The sequence below is a fragment of the Paraglaciecola aquimarina genome (assembly GCF_032464635.1).
Taxonomy (GTDB): Bacteria; Pseudomonadota; Gammaproteobacteria; order Enterobacterales; family Alteromonadaceae; genus Paraglaciecola; species Paraglaciecola aquimarina.
Window position 1 is genome coordinate 29,707 of record NZ_JAWDIO010000002.1, and the last position, 16,544, is coordinate 46,250.

Genomic DNA, 16,544 nt, shown 5'->3' on the forward strand with positions numbered 1-16,544 from the left:
GGCCCTGCCCCGAATCGTGTGCTAACTCAGGCAATTCACTGCCTATATAATTCACAAATAGTGGTTATATGAAACAGTGTTAGCTACATTAATACCTATCCATACTGTTTGGTATAGGTAAGAGATTTCGTAGAATTGTGGTAAACTACTATCCCTTTATCCCTTAGCGGAGGGCTCACTCTGATGCGCAAGTTGATTATCGTATTTATTTTGTTTTGGCATTTTCCAGTTAACGCCGAAAAGTACATTGTTGCCTCCCAAAATTTCAACTATTACCCTCATTACAATTTTAAGTCCAGCACACATAAGGGCCTGATCCACACTATTTTACAAGAGTTCAGTGCATTCAGTGGACATCAATTTGAATACCGTCCCATGCCTGTTCTTAGGTTACAAAGAGAGTTAGAAAAAGGCCGCATAGATTTAATCTATCCAGACAATCCCTTATTTAATAATCAAGATATTTTTGCCAAAGGAAAATATTATAGTCACACCATAGTACGCACAATAGGCGGTACTATGGTGAATAAAGCTGATTTGAGAAAGGACGCAGCCAATATCAAACGCTTGGGGGTTCTTTGGGTTTTACACCACAACTAGGATGGCAAGACGCCATTGATGCAAATGCACTAACACTGATTCCGGTGGCAACGCTTAAAGCACAATTGCAACTTTTGCTCTTAGGTCGAGTAGATGCCGCTGAAGTTGATTATTATGTCAGCCGTAATCAACAACAAAGCACTCCTGAATTTAATACCTTAGTATTTGACCCAACACTGCCCCACTCAGTAGTTGAATTCAAGTTATCAACCATCAAGCAAATAAAGCTTGTTGAGCAAATTAACCATTTCATACTGACCCACCCTTCTTTAGTCAAAACAATAAAGTTGCGCTATGGATTAACTGAACCAGAAGCGGTTTTACAGCAATTGACCCAAAGCGGAGTTAATAAAAGCTGACTGTTGAATACCTAACGACTTACTACCAGACCGGTTCACAGCTAACTTTTTTGAATGCTCATCCTTAGGACTACGCCTTTTCGTTACTCCATATACCAATTTTATTAAATGTAAAATCTGTGCAATACGCCATATCAGCGATTAGTTGCAAATTTTCATTGACTACCAGCGAATAAAGCCTAAACTTTCAGAAATTACTGAAACTTCAAAAGAAACGTAACTATGACCATGACACCTATGATCGAAACCTTTGTCATGCATTTTGGCGAAATGGGCAGCCGTTGGGGGTTTAACCGTACCGTAGGGCAAATGTATGCATTATTGGTAGTTAGCAAAGCGCCGGTTAGTGCCAATCAAATTGCCGAAGCACTGAGTATTTCTCGCGGCAATGTGAGTATGGGCTTAAAAGAATTACAATCCTTAGCAACTCATACAAACTCATCATAAACCAGCTGATCGTAAAGACTACTATCATACTAGTGGCAGTATTTGGGACATGGCTAACAGAGTATTTGAAGAGCGCCGCAAACGCGAAATGGACCCCACCTTGTCGCTACTCAGAGATATTTTGTTAGATACCCCAGCCAATGAAGATGAGCAACATGCTCAAGCTAAACTACAAGAGGTGCACGACTTACTCGAGGGAATAACCAAATGGTCCAGTGAGTTGCAGCGCCTGAGTCCAGAAAAACTAAATACGCTAATGAAGCTAGGCTCAGGTGTCGGCAAGGTGCTAGATATAAAAGAAAAACTGCTCAAACGAACTAATGAATGATTAGGTAGCCCTGGCTTTACCTTCACCATTCGCAAGCTTACTCAATCTTCTCAAAGAGGTATCACATGGATGACGTTTTTCTGTTGTCTCGCATACAATTTGCAGCCAACATTAGTTTTCACATTTTATTTCCAAGTATCAGTATCGCTTTAGGCTGGTTTTTATTTTACTTTAAAGCGCGCTTCAACCTCAGCGGTCATCCGGTCTGGATGCGAACCTATCGCTTTTGGGTCAAAATATTTGCACTCACCTTTGCCATAGGCGTGGTCAGTGGCATTACTATGTCATTTCAATTTGGCACCAATTGGCCAGGCTATATGGAACGCGTCGGCAATATCGCCGGGCCTCTCCTAGGGTACGAGGTGCTTACTGCATTTTTCTTAGAAGCTACATTTTTAGGGATAATGTTATTTGGTATTCACCGTGTCCCCAACTGGGTGCATACCTTAGCGACATTGCTAGTGGCGGTAGGCACCACCTTGTCAGCGTTTTGGATCCTTGCCTTAAATTCGTGGATGCAAACACCGGCAGGCTATGAGATACATGATGGCATAGTACATGCCAGCAATTGGTGGGATGTTATTTTCAATCCATCATTTCCCTACCGACTAAGCCATGTATTACTGGCCTCTGGACTCACCACAGCTTTTCTAATTGCTGGCGTGTCGGCATACCGCGTACTTCATGGCGACAATAAAAAAGCCCCTCGCTTAGCCTTAAAGACTGCGATTTATGCGGCATCTATTCTAATCCCGCTACAAATATTCGTTGGCGACCTGCACGGTTTAAATACCCTCAAACATCAACCTCAGAAAGTGGCTGCTATGGAAGGAATATGGGACACCAAGCAGGGAGTGCCACTATTGCTATTCGCCATACCCGATGAAAAAACCGGACCAATCATTTTGAACTTGCTCTGCCCAATGTCACCAGCCTAATCTTAACCCACGACCCCGAAGGTGAGGTGCAAGGATTAAATGACTTTGTCGGTGAGCATCCTCCCGTTGCTCCCGTATTTTTTGGCTTTCGGGTGATGGTAGGTATAGGCATCTTAATGTTAGCCGTGGCTTGGTTTACTTGCTATCGCCTCGCTCGGAAAAAACCTCTGCGCAAAGGGCTATTGTACACCTTAGTTGGAATGACATTCTCTGGATGGCTGGCGACACTAGCGGGTTGGTACGTGACAGAAATTGGCCGTCAACCTTACCTAGTATCAGGCATTTTAAAAACTTCAGAAGCAGTCACCGACATCGCACCAGAAAATGTCGTTGTTAGTTTAGTTATGTATTTATCCGTCTATTTCATATTGTTTTGTGCCTATTTACATACCTTATTTTTAATGGCCCGCAAAGCGGTTCAAATTGAAGAAATACAAGATGATGAACACCGAGGAAAATCGCGCCAACAACTTAATCTTGAGCCCCAAACACAAGAAGGAGCATAACAATGTTTGCCGACCAAAGTTTACCTGTTATTTTTGCTGGTCTTATGGCCCTATCTGTTATCGTATACGCCATACTTGATGGTTACGATTTGGGAGTAGGTTTGCTATTGCCATTAGACAATGATCAGCAAGCGGACCAAATGATCGCATCAATAGGCCCATTTTGGGATGCCAACGAAACCTTGGCTTGTACTTGCGATTGGCTTGTTGTTGATTGCCTTTCCTAGCGCCCATAGTGCCATTCTAAAAGTCTTATACATTCCCACTGCAATCATGTTAATTGGACTAATATTGCGCGGTGTAGCTTTTGACTTTAGGGCCAAAGTCGCACTAGTGAATAAACACAGATGGAATCAAATATTTAAGCTCGGATCGTTTATAGCCAGTGCCAGTCAAGGTTATATGCTGGGCTGTTTTGTCATGGGCTTTGAATCCTCACTGACAGCTTATTTGTTTGCCGGATTGAGCGCGCTTGGTGTGACCTGCGCTTATGCCTTGATTGGTAGTTGCTGGTTAATTCTAAAAACCACAGATCAATTGCAATTAAAAGCAATTAGGTGGGCAAAAATAACTGGCAAAGTCAGTTTCTTAGGAATTTTAGCTGTTTGTATCGTCAACCCTTTAATTAACCAATTTGTGTTTTTACGCTGGACTACCGCACCGTTTGCCTATTTTGTCGCGATCATCCCAGTGGTTAGTTTTGCCTTGTTATATCTAGGGCATACAGTACTTAAACAACTGCCGCTAAAAGATGACTCAGGTTGTTGGTTACCGTTCTTAATCATTGTATTTGTTTATATATTTTGTTTCTGCGGATTGGCATTTAGTTTTTACCCCTATGTGGTTCCCGGTAAATTGACTATCTGGCAAGCGGCTAGTGCTCCTGAATCACTGCGCTTTATCTTATATGGAGCGATCATCGTTATTCCATGTATCCTAGCTTATACGGTGTTTTCTTATCGAGTATTCTGGGGCAAAGTAGAAGCTCTCAGATATTACTAACATTATTTTCGCCCAAACTATCTCACGCTCCCCTATACGCGGCCTGAGGTAGTTTAGGCGTTGCAATACACTTTTGTAACAACACATGCATTTTTCCATTTCACTGTCATAAAGCGATCATTTTTATATCACAGAAGTGTCACGCTATTTTCATATGCTGTTCATCAAACTACTATCAGCATGAGGAAATACTTAAGTGACAAAGTTCAATTTTTACCGTAAAACAGCTATTGCGTTAGCAATAAGTTTATCAATTACCGGATGTGCGTTAGAAGGGGATGATGGACAAGACGGAATAGCAGGCGCAAACGGACAAGATGGCGCACAGGGCCCTAGTGGTGCAGACGGACAAGACGCTAACGCCGGTATTAGCTTGAGTATTGTTGGCCGCATTCAACTTAACCCTAGCGACCCTGAAGGGGCCGCAGAAATCGTTCAGTATCACGCTGCTACTAACACCATATACGCTATTAACAGTGCGGCAGATGACCCCACAGTTGAAATAATTGACGCAAGTAATATTAGCCAAGAAGCAATACTCGATCCACTGACAGCAGACAACCTGACCACAACAGCATTAATATTACCCACGGACATTTCCGGGGTCGATTTAGATGGACCGACTAGTATATCTGTGTCTGGAGACTTAATGGCCATAGCCGTGCCAGCCGAAGACAAAGCAAGTAATGGATATGTACTATTTTATGATGGCGTCAATTCTACCACTCCTACTTTTGTCAAAGCGGTTGAAGTAGGAAATTTACCAGACATGGTAACCTTTACTCCCGACGGCAGTAAGGTACTAACGGCTAATGAAGGTGAACCAAGTGGTGACTACAGTATTGACCCAGAAGGATCGGTATCTGTTATTACCATTACTGACGGCACCCCAGCCGATTCGGCCACAGCTATAAGTTTTGCCGCATACAATGGCAAACAAGTAGAACTTGAAGCGCAAGGCATGCACTTTCCCAATCCAAGTGGCCGTACAATTAATGGCAACCTAATTGACACGACAGTAGCCCAAGATCTCGAACCTGAATACATTACCACTACTGATCAAATGGCCTACATTACCCTGCAAGAAAACAACGGTTTAGCCATTGTTAACCTAACTGACAACAGCGTAAAAATTATAGGTTTAGGATACAAGGATTGGAGCAACTATCAAATTGACAGTATGGAAGATGGCGCAGTTAGTTTTGGTCAATACCAAGATTTATACGGTTTGTACATGCCAGATACAATTGCCTCTTTTCAATGGAAAGACGCCAACTTTTTAGTCACAGCTAACGAAGGTGATGCCCGAGAGTACTTTTTCGACACGCTGAATGCCGATGGAGAGCAAGACGAGGATTTATGTGAAGCGGCAGGTGGACAAGACTTCGATGAAGATGATGGTTGTTTGTCATATACAGACGAAACCCAAGCACGAAAGCTTGACTATGCAGCAGGTTCAAATCTAGCTGCGATAGCCGGCGATGACCCGGAAGATTTCGATTTTACCGCCTACCCTCTTGGTCGACTAACGGTCACCAGCGAATTAGGTGACACAGATGATGATGGTGAGTACGAAAGTTTATACGCTTACGGAGCCCGTTCATTCACTATTTGGGATAACAATGGCTTAGTGGTATTTGATTCGGGAGATGACTTCGAACGCATTACTGCTTCTATTCACGGTGATCTATTTAACAATAACAATGACGAAAACGAAGGTGACGCTCGCTCATCAAATAAAGGCCCAGAGCCAGAAGCATTAACTGTGGGTAAAGTTGGCGATAAAACCTATGCATTTATTGGACTTGAGCGAATGGGCGGTATCTTTGTTTATGACATTACCAATCCCTACGATAGCCAATTTGTAGACTACGTGATTAATCGTGATATTACTGAAGGTGGCGATATTATTGGCGACAGCGCACCAGAAGGCATGGCTTTTGTGAGTGCTGAAAATAGTCCTACTGGCGTTGCTTTGTTAGTAGTAGGTAATGAAGTAAGTGGTACGGTTTCTGTATGGCAGGTAACTGAAAAATAATACCCACTTCAATAACTAAAAACGCCGTTACTTTTTAAGTGCATACTTAAGTAAGTAACGGCTTTTTTATATAGTGATATGTTCAACGAGTCACCCGTCGTTTGCTACCCTAGATATCGTATTTGTCTTTCATCAAATAGGCGAACGCTGTATTGAATGCCGTTTCCTGAAACATCTTAAGTCCTGTTTCAGCCATTGGCACATGCACAGGATTACGTTTTAATGATTCTTTTATAGCGGTGGGAGATAACACAATCACCTCAACGTTATCTAATAACTCAATGGCAGCTTCAAGTTTAAATCCCACAGCACCACCAGCAAACTTACCTTTCATTGGACGCTGGCGAATAATGATCTTATCAATTTTATAATCTTCTACTAACTTGGCAAAAGTCGAATAAAAATACTTAAGGTCACCAGCGTCTGCATCTTTCGGATGCGTTAATTTACGCGCACGGCAATCTGGAATTTGAAACACTTCATCTGCCAAAGATAACAAACATATATTTGCATCATTTCCACTTAACTCAACACCACATACACGCATCACATTGCCCTCATAATTAATTGCGCCGATTATAGCGTAAATAGAATTTTCTGTCGGTGCATTTTAACGTAACTTACCTTGCTAAATTCAGCACTATATTTAACCTCGGCCAAAACTTTCTCAGAAGTGCAACAAAGAAAAGGTATATAAAATCATACATACGGATGAATACTCCTTAAAAAATGTCGAAATGATTCATTTAATTGCCATACCATTCTATAAGCTTTTTTAAAACATCAGCTTATGAACAAAGTATGTGTAATTGTTAATATGGAGCGCTTGGTACAAGCGGCATTGGCATTATGCTGTAGTTACAACAGGGTTTACCTGAAAGCCGCTTCGTAAAGATGAGTCATCTCTTTTAACGAACATATAAGGAAATATCATGAGCTTAACGACCAATTCTGAATTTAGTTGTCCTTATTGTATGGAAGTCAATGACATCGAAGTTGACTTAGACAACGACATCAATCAACAACTGATTGTTGATTGCCAAATCTGCTGTTGTCCTATTGAAATAACCATCACCACTGGTTTACACGATCCCATCAACATCATCGCCACCACCGACTCAGAATGACAAATTCCACAGTAACCAGATAAGTGCTATCTTATTTTTTAGATCCACTTATTAGGTTTTTTTCTGTTGGCTAAACAAGTTATTCGGTTAGTAATAGTGCTCACTCTGTTTTGCTGCAACTCGAGCGGCAATGCGAGCCAGCTTGTCTTTAATACGGAAACAAAAAAAGGAGAAATGCTTTTCAACTATCAGTGGCAAGGCCTGCAACAACAGATTCAGCAGCTATCATTTTCATTGCCACTGCAAGAAGTTAATCGTAAGCACCATAAGAAGTTTGTGGCCAACTCGGCCAACCAGTATGTCTATATTGAATTGTACAAAGCAGCACGGAAAATTAACCCCAAAGATGCCAGAGTGAATATTTATCGACAAGGGCAAGATATTGAAGTTCAAGTCACTAGCCGCTCACCCGAGCAGCTTGAAAAATGGCAACGCACTATTCAGCGTAGCTCAAGCGCAAGCGTACCAACAATACTTAGATGACAATTACCTTAGCTATCTGCAAACCCATGTTGGCCAACAATTTATTAAACCCGATCATTTACGCTATATTGAAGAGGGCAAGGCATCACTGTCTCCAGCGGCTCAAGCGTTAAACAAGAAAATTTCAGCCACGAACAATACTCAATCATTCGTCAATCTGTTATTGAGTTGGGTACAAAGTATTCCTTACAACACTTTGCAAGATAGACAAACTACAAATGGTGCAGGATACCTGCCACCATCCTTGGTATTGTCAAACAACCAAGGGGATTGCGATAGTAAGTCTGTCCTAGCGGCGAGTTTAATTCGCTCAGTACTACCCGAGGTTAAAATGGTCATGTTGTATTTACCCAAACATGCTCTTTTGGGTATAAATATTAATAATAACCGTCGCGGACGAAGACTCGACATTGAAGGAATTAACTACACTTTAATGGAACCCACGGGGCCAGCAGAATTAAAACTGGGTAACATTGCCCGCTCTAGTGAACAAGCCATTGCCAGCAAAAAGTACAGCTATGAAATCATTCCATAAGATTGCACCATTTTTGAATTATTTCTCGCAAAGCACGCAAGATTAAGCTATTCCCCACCGCGATTGCATATCTCAAAAACGACCATCCGGTCTAATTTTTTAGCTATGGTGAACATCAGCTATGGTCCACTCGGCTAGAAACATCGAGCGAATAACGATCCATAGCTCCAATACGATTTTTGTTACAAAAACACATTTACATACAAAAGAAAAAGGTGTGGTTATTGCTTTACGTGACTAATCCATTAAAAATAGCATGGTTTGACTACTACTTTAGTCTAATACCAGTGCGTCACCGTTTTATAAATTTAACATCCTAAAAAAGGTTTCTTCATGTCTAAAGGAAAAATACTTTCGCCCATTCTCATTGCGTTGATTTTGGTTAGTGGCTTACTAGTTTATTTATACTTGCCAACAGATGAGCAACAGCAAAAGCAAACGTCGACGACAACGCCTGTCAGAACCTATACCGTTGTAGAGCAGGAATTTCCTGTTACGGTCGAAGCGCTAGGTACCGCAAATGCAAATGAGTCCACTACCATTACGGCACAAACCTCAGACATAGTGCAGAGTATTTATTTTGATGATGGCGATATTGTTAAAAAAGGCCAACTACTTCTAAAGCTGAATGATCGCGAAGAACAAGCAAGACTCAATGAGCTAGACATAAATTTGCAAGAAGCTAAACGCCAATTAAAACGAATCGACAACTTAGCCCAACTCAGCGTAGCCTCAAAACAATTGTTAGACGAACAAGGCGCTAGAGTTAAGGCATTAAAAGCACAACTTGAAGTCGCTAAGACGCAGCTCGACGAGCTTGAACTGCGGGCACCTTTTGGGGGCCTTTTAGGTGTGCGTAATGTCAGTGTGGGAGCCTTAGTTGAACCGGGCGACTTAATTGTCACTTTAGACGATATGAGCTCAATAAAGGTAGATTTTACCATCGCTGAACAACACTTACCTAGCGTACACAGCGGTCAAACAGTATCTGCAACATCCGTCGCTTACCCTGGAGAAACCTTCACCGGCAAAATATCTAATATCGCCTCTAGAGTCGATCCCATCACCCGAGCCATTCAAATTCGTGCCGTGGTTGATAACAAAGACCTAAAATTGCGCCCTGGTATGTTGTTACAACTTAATGTGCAAAAACAAGTTTTGCGTACCTTAGTACTACCAGAAAGTGCCTTAGTACCAATCGAAGATAAACAATTTGTTTTCCTTTTGAAAGACAACATAGCCGAGCAAAGAGAAGTTACAGTAGGGTTACGTAAACCTGGTATTGCGCAAATTACCGAGGGTATAACTGAAAATGACCAAGTAGTAGTCGAAGGCGCATTGCGCTTAAAAAATGGCTCACAAGTTAATGTATTATCTTCAGTCACGATTAAGGATTAGGGGACGTTATGTTGTTATCTGACTTATCCATAAAGCGCCCCGTTTTTGCCTCGGTCATCAATTTACTGTTAGTCGTATTTGGTATAGTGGCAGTAACGATGCTCTCGCTGCGAGAATATCCCGACATTGATCCGCCAATTGTATCAATTAGTACTAACTACACGGGCGCCTCTTCATCAATCGTCGAAACTCGTATCACCCAACTCATTGAAGATCGTATTAGTGGCATTGAAGGTATTAAAAGTATCACTTCTACTAGTAGCAATGGTAGGTCTTCTATCAGCATCGAGTTTCATTTATCGCGAGATATAGACGCGGCTTCTAACGATGTACGCGAGCGTGTCAGTCGAGCACTGAATAACTTACCCGATCAAGCGGATCCTCCTGAAATATCTAAATCTAGCTCAGACGAAGATGTCATCATTTGGTACAACCTACGCAGCGACAGCATGAGCGTTATGGAGCTTACAGACTACGCTGACAGATTTGTAGTTGATAAATTATCGGTAGCAGAAGGCGTGGCCCGTATACGTATAGGCGGAGGCCGAAGTTATGCCATGAAGGTTTGGCTAGATCGCAACGCTATGGCATCTAGAGACATTACCGTAAACGATATCGAACAAGTGATTCGTGCTGAAAATGTAGAATTGCCGGCAGGGGAAGTAGAGTCAACCCAGCGTGACTTTGAAGTACGCGTTGCCCGTAGCTACTTAAACCCTGATGATTTTGCTAAATTAGCGATAAAAATGGGCGCAGATGGTTACCTGGTCAGATTAGGTGATGTTGCTACTGTCGAATTAGGCGCAGAAGACGATCAAAACGAGTTTAGAGGTGACGGAGTAAACATGATTGGCCTTGGTATTATCAAGCAATCCAAAGCCAACACCTTAGAAGTCGCCCGAGCATCTAGAGCCGCCATTGAACAAATAGAAAAAACACTACCAGACAACATTTTCATTGTACCAAGTTATGACTCTTCGCAGTTTATCGAGGCGTCTATTGATGAAGTGTATAACACCTTAGCCATCGCTATGTTAATGGTGGTATTGGTGATCTATATTTTCTTGGGGAACATACGTGCCACCCTCATTCCAGCGATAACCGTGCCTGTTTCTTTAGTGGCAGCCTTCACCATTATGTATGCGTTAGGTTTTTCGATTAACTTGCTAACCCTTTTAGCGATGGTTTTGGCAATTGGCTTAGTAGTAGACGACGCCATAGTAGTATTAGAAAACATATCAAGACGTATCGAAATGGGCGAACCTAAATTACTTGCAGCCTATCGAGGCACCAGAGAAGTGGGTTTTGCCGTTATAGCCACAACCTTAGTGTTAATCGCCGTATTTATGCCTTTGGTTTTTTTACAAGGAAACATAGGCCGTTTATTTACCGAATTTGCCTTAGCCATTGCCGCAGCAGTGGCATTTTCAAGTGTGACCGCTTTAACCCTAACGCCTATGCTCAGCTCTAAACTGCTAAAAAAGAGTGAGCGAAAATCTGGCTTTGGCGCATGGATGGACAAAACCTTCAAAAAACTTGAACATGCTTATTTTAGAGTGCTGGGAAAAACCATTCATCAGCCTATTTTGATGACGTTACTCGTTATTGTCAGCATTGCCGCTTTAGTTAGACTTGCCGAAATCATACCCAGTGAGTTTGTACCTAAAGAAGACAGACGAAATTTCTTTATCATGATGCAGTCTGCCGAAGGCGCTAGCTTCAAAGAAAATAGTAAGCATTTAGCGCAGGTCGAAGAGCTATTACTGCCCTACTTAGAGTCTAATGAAGTGAGCAGAGTACTAGTCAGAACCCCAGGCTTTGGTGGCAGCTCAGGTATTGCCGTAGTGGGCACACCGATTCAAGATGATGGCTTGGAAAACCGCCGTTCATCATTTGAACTAATGAATGAAATTACACAAAAACTCTCGGTTATTCCTGATATTCGCGCCTTTGCGGTAATGCGTAGTGGCATTGGTGGCCGTGGTGTAGGTCGTCCAGTGCAGTTTGTATTACAAGGCGATACTTACGAAGACTTAGTACAATGGCGAGACAAGCTATTGTCAGTTGCCCAAGAAAATCCAAAACTAATAAGACTAGACACCGATTACAAAGAAACTTGGCCACAGCTTTTGGTGGATATTGACACAGAGCGTGCTGCCGACTTAGGCGTGTCAGTTAGTGATATTGGCCGAACCCTAGAAACAATGTTAGGCCAGCGCAAAGTATCAACCTTTTTAGACCGAGGGCAAGAATACGACGTAATATTAGAAGGTTTTAGAGCAGACTATCGCAGTCCACAAAGTATCGATAATTTGTATGTTCGCTCGCAAACCACCGGCAAACTGATCCCAATGGCCAACTTGTTAACCATCAAGGAGCGCGCGACCTCTTCTAAACTCAATAGGTTTAATCGGATGCGCAGTATCACCATTAGCGCTAGCTTAGCCGAAGGGTACACAATCGGCCAAGCACTCGAGTATTTGAATCACATTGTGGATACTGAATTGCCTGATGGCGTATCGGTAGACTACAAAGGTGAGTCACAGCTCTATCAAGAAGCGGGAAATTCGGTACTGTTTATATTTCTAATGGCACTGGCTATTGTCTACCTAATATTAGCTGCCCAGTTTGAAAGCTGGGTACACCCATGGGTGATCATGCTTACCGTACCACTGGCGCTAGTGGGCGCATTTATTGGCTTGTATTTCGCGGGGATGACCCTAAATATATACAGCCAAATAGGCCTAGTTATGTTGATAGGCTTAGCAGCCAAAAATGGTATTTTAATTGTCGAATTTGCCAATCAACTACGAGATGCTGGTACCGAGTTCGAACTAGCGTTGAAAAAGGCCGCCATGTTGCGCTTACGTCCCATAGTCATGACTGGCTTTACCACAGTATTTAGCTCACTACCTTTAGTCTTGGCTACAGGCCCGGGGGCAGAAAGCCGCACAGTAATTGGTATGGTCATTTTTGCAGGAGTTTTAGTATCAGCAATATTAACACTGTTCATCATCCCTACTGCATATTACTGGTTAGCCCGAAACACAGGCTCACCCTTAGCCATTAGCCAAAAACTTGATAAGTTACAAAAAGACATCCCCTACCAAAAAGGAGAAGACTTCTAGGTCTGGCTTAAATAACTATTCAGCATAAGTAGAATGTTAAAGCACCGCAGGAAACTGACGGTGCTTTTTTATTTAACCTGACTCGGGATGATACCTATCGTTTTTATTAAATTTTCATACCATACCGTCGGTTAAGAATACACCAAATTGTATTATGGTAAGGTTTATAAGAGTGCTAGGTCTATTTATGATAGCAAGAAGCTCTATCCGTGAATCACCTAGAAAATATACTTAACAATTTGTATTAGTTCATGGAAGATGCGCCTTAGCAGTGATGAGTTTTGTGGGTGCCTAGATAATTTTTTGGTAATTACGAATAGTAAACTGACTAATAAAACCTAAGTTTTTATAAAGTGGCAAGCCTAGTTCTGAAGCTTGAAGAACCATATATTTATTTCCCCAATCACTACTTAGTTGGATTAACGCTAACATTAAATTTTTAGCAATACCCTGTCCTTGCGCCCTTAGGGTGTACTCCAACTTGATGCACACCAATCACATCAGCAGTTTTAAACAATAAGGCAGTTGCAACGGCTTGCCCACCAAATTTGACTAACAAGATTTGCACATCCTCAGCCCCTATCAACCTTTGAATAACAGTCTCATCAACTTGGTAACCAAAGGCTTCGCTGGTAACCTGAACCCAGAGCTTAAGAGTATGAGTATGTGTGACTTGTTCAATCTCAAATTTACTATTAAATGCGCTCTGTTCTCTCACTTTACCTGATAGAGGTAAATACATAGCCGTTTGCCCAAAACTAAAGTGCCAGTTTTGACTTAGTAAGCTTGCCTCAATTTCGTAAACTTGTTGATTAACCTTTTGAGTTCGAGCTTGGCTAGTCTTTTGACAAATGGGTAAAATAGTTGATACAGGCAAGGTGCTTAACCAAGCTTCATCCAAAGAGCCTTGGATGAGATTTTCAGTCAGTGGCTCTGCCCATGCGCGAAAGGGCCATCTATTATTTAGGTAACATTGCTCCCCCTGATTGGCCATTAAACTCGCACCATATCTTTTCCATAAACGGGTTAAATTATCTAGATTAGCTTTATTCAAGTTCATGGCTCACCTCGTCAACTATCACGGGAGTAGTTTCCGCCGAATGCCAATTAATTAGAAATACCCCACTCACTAGCATTAATAGACCAATACATTTAAACCAATCCAGCTGCTTGATAGGTAACTCAAACCATCCAAAGTGGCTAGCAAATATCGCCACACATAATTGCCCGGTTAGGGCAAAAGACATTACAGCACCCACACCCATCTTAGGGATCAAGAAATAAAACATACCCACTCCAAAAGCCGCTAATGCTCCGCCGCTAAACCACAAATAAAAAGGGACATTGCCTAGATCACTTAATTGAGGATACCTATGAGTAGTGGCGATAGTGACCAACACCGCAAACCCAAAACTCACCATAAAAGCGATACTGGTTGCCAGCATAGAACTTTTTAGCAGCATCCCAAGCTGAGCATTCATACTGGCTTGCAGAGCAATTGCCGCGCCAGCCAGTACAGCTAATAGTGCAAAAACCAACATATTAAAGCTCCAGCACTAACTCATTAAAATCGAAGCGGACCTTGGTCAGAGTAGCTTGGGGATCTTCCTGATCTCGATAACCAATTGGACAAATAACCGAGGAGGTCAAACCTAACTGATCTAAACCTAGTACTTGATCATAACCTTTAGACTCAAACCCTGTCATAGGACAAGTATCAATTTGCATGCTTGCTGCACTAGTTAATAAAGTACCCAGTGCAATATAGGCCTGTTGATGAGCCCATTCTTGTTTTTGCAATAAAGATTTAGCCGCTAAAGCAGACTTCATATGATCTGAAAACTTAGCCAAGTCCTCCACCGGTTTATTGTTAATTTGAGCATACTTTGCAATAAAGCGATCGACCGTTTGATCACCAATTTTCTTCTCTGCCGCCAGTATTATTAGGTGAGAACAATGCACTATTTTTTCCTGACCAAAAGAATAAGGCAAGAGTTGCTCTCGTCGTTTTTTGGCCGACACCACTAAAATTTTATAGGGCTGTAAACCATATGATGAGGCACTTAACCGGGTGGCATTTAATAAATCATCAAGTTGCTGTTGACCAACTTGTCTATCTGAAAAACTCTTCACCGCATAACGCCAATTTAAAGCAGCCAAAATATTCATTTAATTACTCCTATTATTTATCTATACGTCACTAACACTGGCTAGTGACAAACGCAGGATAATTAATCGCAGCAATTAGCTCATTTACATAGGTTGATAAACTACAGTTTTTTTCGAATTCGGCTTAATTGAGTAGGCGTAATACCGAGATGTGAAGCGATATGGTACTGGGGCAAGCGTTCAACTAACTGAGGATACCTCTCAATAAAACTAAGGTACCGCTCAGTGGCTTCTTGTTGCACTATCTGAATTTCCCGCTCGTCCTTTGCCAATAGCCAATTTTGTTCTAAATAATAAATCTGAAATAGTTTTAGATCTTCTTTTTCTAACAATAATTTTCTATAACTAGCAAAGTGGATTTCAACGAAGCTGATATTTTCAATGGCCTCAAAGGCTAGTATAGAGGGCGATGCCTTAAGCAATGCCGTCATGGAGCCAGTGAAACATACCTTCTTCAAAAAAAATTTTGTTGTATTCATTGCCCTTCTCGTCAGACACAAAACAACGAACTAACCCCTTTACTATATAAGAAAATGATTTAGGTATCTCGCCAGCTCGGTATAAAACCGACTGGCTAGGTAACGATTTAAAGGTACAAATTTGCTTAAAAAACTGCCAAGTCTCGTTGCTTAGAGGCGAATAAGTTTCCATAGAGCGACGTAATGCCAAAAAAGCTTGCTCTTGAGTCATGATGTAAGTTCCAAAAACTATGAAGTGTAAGTCAAGATTAAACAAATTAGATAAGTTTGAACTAAATCTGTCAAAAATACTTTATTGGCCTCAGCATCACCCATTCCCGAATAAACTTATCCTACCCAAAAAAGACCCGATAACCAAAGGTTACCGGGTCTAGTTAATTTTCACTGCCTGTATTAAGGGCGCTTATCAGGACACCCTCGTTAACTCTGTAGTTTTATGGGTGTCTCAATTGGGGAAGTTCTACTACGCTTGGATGCTCAACTTTGCAAGAGACCAGCCCTCTGATTGCAAAATTGCGGTCAAAGCCCGTCATTCCTGCATGTAGTTAGCAGGAATCCAGCTTTCGCTTATCAGGACGCTTATCCGCTTATCAGCGCTTATCAGGACACCCATGTTAACTCTGTCGCTTATCAGCGCTTATCAGGACACCCACGTTAACTCTGTAGTTTTATGGGTGTCTCAATTGGGGAGGCGATGTTAGCACTAAGAAGTACGGGGGCAGATCTACATACGGGTTGCCATCTGCTAGTAACAAAAGAGACCCGATAACCAAAGGTTACCGGGTCTAGTTAATTTTCACCGCCTGTATTAACGGCTCCCAAAACTAAACAAGTGGTTGTTCCCTTCCAAATACCGAGCCCAAGGGCAAAAGCCGCTAGGGCATTCCTTTTAGGCGAGTTTTAAATTCGCTTGCTCTGTGTTACTTGAACTCACAAGAACGATGGCTCTTTTTAATAACGAGTTATTCATTCAAACAGCTCAGCCTTGAATAAGCTTATGTAAACCC

15 protein-coding genes and 3 pseudogenes are annotated in these 16,544 nt (G+C 41.9%); 11 read left to right on the forward strand and 7 right to left on the reverse strand.

Annotated elements, in window-relative coordinates; all coding sequences use genetic code 11:
- Window positions 1-183 precede the first annotated feature (183 nt).
- The 6 genes and pseudogenes from RS130_RS00930 to RS130_RS00955 all read left to right on the forward strand — a co-directional run bounded on the left by RS130_RS00930 (window position 184) and on the right by RS130_RS00955 (window position 6,218).
- On the forward strand, window positions 184-600 hold the full coding sequence (locus tag RS130_RS00930) for a type 2 periplasmic-binding domain-containing protein (RefSeq protein ID WP_316024379.1): 417 nt from the start codon (window positions 184-186) through the stop codon (window positions 598-600).
- Window positions 579-959, forward strand: coding sequence for a hypothetical protein (locus tag RS130_RS00935; RefSeq protein WP_316024380.1), 381 nt, complete (start codon window positions 579-581; stop codon window positions 957-959). Before RS130_RS00930 ends, RS130_RS00935 begins: the two co-directional genes overlap by 22 nt.
- A gap of 222 nt (window positions 960-1,181) precedes the next feature.
- Window positions 1,182-1,734: pseudogene (locus RS130_RS00940) on the forward strand (GbsR/MarR family transcriptional regulator).
- 65 nt (window positions 1,735-1,799) lie between these two features.
- A pseudogene (locus RS130_RS00945) lies at window positions 1,800-3,178 on the forward strand (cytochrome ubiquinol oxidase subunit I).
- Between the two features lie 2 nt (window positions 3,179-3,180).
- Window positions 3,181-4,180: pseudogene (locus RS130_RS00950) on the forward strand (cytochrome d ubiquinol oxidase subunit II).
- A gap of 196 nt (window positions 4,181-4,376) precedes the next feature.
- Entirely contained in the window at window positions 4,377-6,218 is a 1,842-nt protein-coding gene (locus tag RS130_RS00955; RefSeq protein ID WP_316024381.1) for a choice-of-anchor I family protein, read from the forward strand.
- 109 nt (window positions 6,219-6,327) lie between these two features.
- On the opposite strand, the gene RS130_RS00960 is transcribed toward RS130_RS00955, so the two are convergent.
- A complete protein-coding gene (locus RS130_RS00960; RefSeq protein ID WP_316024382.1) occupies window positions 6,328-6,765 on the reverse strand; it encodes a DUF3010 family protein in 438 nt (145 codons plus the stop codon).
- A 385-nt stretch (window positions 6,766-7,150) separates the two neighbouring features.
- Between RS130_RS00960 and RS130_RS00965 the strand changes: the two genes are divergently transcribed.
- The 5 genes from RS130_RS00965 to RS130_RS00985 all read left to right on the forward strand — a co-directional run bounded on the left by RS130_RS00965 (window position 7,151) and on the right by RS130_RS00985 (window position 12,889).
- Window positions 7,151-7,345: a zinc ribbon domain-containing protein gene (locus RS130_RS00965; RefSeq protein WP_316024383.1), complete on the forward strand. Its 195-nt coding sequence runs from the start codon at window positions 7,151-7,153 to the stop codon at window positions 7,343-7,345.
- A 174-nt stretch (window positions 7,346-7,519) separates the two neighbouring features.
- The gene (locus tag RS130_RS00970; RefSeq protein WP_316024384.1) at window positions 7,520-7,828 is read left to right on the forward strand and encodes a hypothetical protein; all 309 of its coding nucleotides are present in this window, start codon (window positions 7,520-7,522) and stop codon (window positions 7,826-7,828) included.
- On the forward strand, window positions 7,764-8,363 hold the full coding sequence (locus RS130_RS00975) for a hypothetical protein (RefSeq protein ID WP_316024385.1): 600 nt from the start codon (window positions 7,764-7,766) through the stop codon (window positions 8,361-8,363). The genes RS130_RS00970 and RS130_RS00975 overlap by 65 nt, the downstream gene beginning before the upstream one ends.
- 333 nt (window positions 8,364-8,696) lie before the next feature.
- The gene (locus RS130_RS00980; protein ID WP_316024386.1) at window positions 8,697-9,761 is read left to right on the forward strand and encodes an efflux RND transporter periplasmic adaptor subunit; all 1,065 of its coding nucleotides are present in this window, start codon (window positions 8,697-8,699) and stop codon (window positions 9,759-9,761) included.
- Between the two features lie 8 nt (window positions 9,762-9,769).
- Window positions 9,770-12,889 (forward strand): efflux RND transporter permease subunit, encoded by a 3,120-nt coding sequence (locus RS130_RS00985; protein WP_316024387.1) that lies wholly within the window; start codon window positions 9,770-9,772, stop codon window positions 12,887-12,889.
- Window positions 12,890-13,180: 291 nt separating this feature from the next.
- On the opposite strand, the gene RS130_RS00990 is transcribed toward RS130_RS00985, so the two are convergent.
- From RS130_RS00990 to RS130_RS01015, 6 genes are all read right to left on the reverse strand, one after another.
- On the reverse strand, window positions 13,181-13,321 hold the full coding sequence (locus RS130_RS00990; RefSeq protein WP_316024388.1) for a hypothetical protein: 141 nt from the start codon (window positions 13,319-13,321) through the stop codon (window positions 13,181-13,183).
- A 7-nt stretch (window positions 13,322-13,328) separates the two neighbouring features.
- A complete protein-coding gene (locus tag RS130_RS00995; RefSeq protein ID WP_316024389.1) occupies window positions 13,329-13,949 on the reverse strand; it encodes a hypothetical protein in 621 nt (206 codons plus the stop codon).
- The gene (locus tag RS130_RS01000; RefSeq protein WP_316024390.1) at window positions 13,936-14,430 is read right to left on the reverse strand and encodes a DMT family transporter; all 495 of its coding nucleotides are present in this window, start codon (window positions 14,428-14,430) and stop codon (window positions 13,936-13,938) included. Before RS130_RS01000 ends, RS130_RS00995 begins: the two co-directional genes overlap by 14 nt.
- A gap of 1 nt (window position 14,431) precedes the next feature.
- The gene (locus RS130_RS01005; protein ID WP_316024391.1) at window positions 14,432-15,058 is read right to left on the reverse strand and encodes an NAD(P)H-dependent oxidoreductase; all 627 of its coding nucleotides are present in this window, start codon (window positions 15,056-15,058) and stop codon (window positions 14,432-14,434) included.
- A gap of 101 nt (window positions 15,059-15,159) precedes the next feature.
- A complete protein-coding gene (locus RS130_RS01010) occupies window positions 15,160-15,489 on the reverse strand; it encodes a cyclic nucleotide-binding domain-containing protein (protein WP_316024392.1) in 330 nt (109 codons plus the stop codon).
- Window positions 15,473-15,748: a cyclic nucleotide-binding domain-containing protein gene (locus RS130_RS01015; RefSeq protein ID WP_316024393.1), complete on the reverse strand. Its 276-nt coding sequence runs from the start codon at window positions 15,746-15,748 to the stop codon at window positions 15,473-15,475. The genes RS130_RS01010 and RS130_RS01015 overlap by 17 nt, the downstream gene beginning before the upstream one ends.
- Window positions 15,749-16,544: the final 796 nt, after the last annotated feature.

Bases quoted from the DNA above. Each gene is read 5' to 3' on its own strand.
- RS130_RS01015 (WP_316024393.1), bottom strand. From the start codon at position 15,748: ATGACTCAAGAGCAAGCTTTTTTGGCATTACGTCGCTCTATGGAAACT.
- RS130_RS00995 (WP_316024389.1), bottom strand. From the start codon at position 13,949: ATGAACTTGAATAAAGCTAATCTAGATAATTTAACCCGTTTATGGAAA.
- RS130_RS01010 (WP_316024392.1), bottom strand. From the start codon at position 15,489: ATGACGGCATTGCTTAAGGCATCGCCCTCTATACTAGCCTTTGAGGCC.
- RS130_RS00990 (WP_316024388.1), bottom strand. From the start codon at position 13,321: ATGTTAGCGTTAATCCAACTAAGTAGTGATTGGGGAAATAAATATATG.
- RS130_RS00970 (WP_316024384.1), top strand. From the start codon at position 7,520: ATGCTTTTCAACTATCAGTGGCAAGGCCTGCAACAACAGATTCAGCAG.
- RS130_RS00965 (WP_316024383.1), top strand. From the start codon at position 7,151: ATGAGCTTAACGACCAATTCTGAATTTAGTTGTCCTTATTGTATGGAA.
- RS130_RS01000 (WP_316024390.1), bottom strand. From the start codon at position 14,430: ATGTTGGTTTTTGCACTATTAGCTGTACTGGCTGGCGCGGCAATTGCT.
- RS130_RS00960 (WP_316024382.1), bottom strand. From the start codon at position 6,765: ATGCGTGTATGTGGTGTTGAGTTAAGTGGAAATGATGCAAATATATGT.
- RS130_RS00980 (WP_316024386.1), top strand. From the start codon at position 8,697: ATGTCTAAAGGAAAAATACTTTCGCCCATTCTCATTGCGTTGATTTTG.
- RS130_RS00985 (WP_316024387.1), top strand. From the start codon at position 9,770: ATGTTGTTATCTGACTTATCCATAAAGCGCCCCGTTTTTGCCTCGGTC.
- RS130_RS01005 (WP_316024391.1), bottom strand. From the start codon at position 15,058: ATGAATATTTTGGCTGCTTTAAATTGGCGTTATGCGGTGAAGAGTTTT.
- RS130_RS00930 (WP_316024379.1), top strand. From the start codon at position 184: ATGCGCAAGTTGATTATCGTATTTATTTTGTTTTGGCATTTTCCAGTT.